Origin of the sequence: Mesorhizobium sp. M4B.F.Ca.ET.089.01.1.1 (assembly GCF_004022605.1) — a bacterium.
Classification (GTDB): Bacteria; Pseudomonadota; Alphaproteobacteria; order Rhizobiales; family Rhizobiaceae; genus Mesorhizobium; species Mesorhizobium abyssinicae.
The window spans coordinates 1-651 of sequence record NZ_RZOS01001150.1 but is presented as its reverse complement, the minus strand read 5'-3'; the positions used below and the strand labels follow the sequence as shown (position 1 = coordinate 651).

Genomic DNA, 651 nt, shown 5'->3' with positions numbered 1-651 from the left:
GCCCGAACGCCCCGAAAAATCGTAACCGCCAAGATCAGCCTTGCCGACGCCAAGCTGGTCGACCAGGTAAGAAACCACCTCGTCGGGAACCTCGGTTGCCGCAGTGGCGAAATATCCGTTCGCAGCAAAGAACCTCAGCTGCACCGCCAGCCCGAGCCTCGACCCAACCGGCTTGGCGTTCACAAATTCGATGTCGGCAAACGAGAGGCTCCACTCCCCGGCCAGTTCCTCAGGTGAAACACGCAAACCCATACATCCACTCCCTATTCCAGGAGCGAATTCTCAAGCGACGATGTCCAACAGGTCAATCCGTTCCGGCAACGTTCCACAACTTGGCCAAAATCGCAGCTTCGGGCCGATTAGGCCTTCCCGAGAGAACGGCTGGGGACGCGTCAGACAATCAGCCTTGCCGCGCGTCCCAGCTGCCGTTCCGCGTCGTTGTAGTAGCGCGAAGCCTGCTGGACGGATCGGTGCTGCGACTGCTGCATGGCTTCGACGAGGGGGATGCCACGGCGAGCGGTTTCGGTGAGGTAGCCGGCGCGCAGGCCGTGCGCTGAAAACAGCTGCGCATCGAGGCCGGCGGCGGCCGCGCGGCGTTTCAGGATGAGGTTGACGGCCTGGGGGGTGAGGGCGCGTCGCTCGAGATTGCCC

The 651-nt window shown here is 62.8% G+C and carries 2 protein-coding genes; both read right to left on the bottom strand.

The window, feature by feature from the left end:
• The coding region (locus EN780_RS36520) for a DUF4158 domain-containing protein (protein WP_128276609.1) at positions 1–252 on the bottom strand (252 nt) is incomplete at its 3' end.
• Positions 253–392: 140 nt separating this feature from the next.
• Positions 393–651 (bottom strand): tyrosine-type recombinase/integrase (locus EN780_RS36515; protein ID WP_145971047.1); only part of this gene is annotated, 259 nt, incomplete at its 5' end.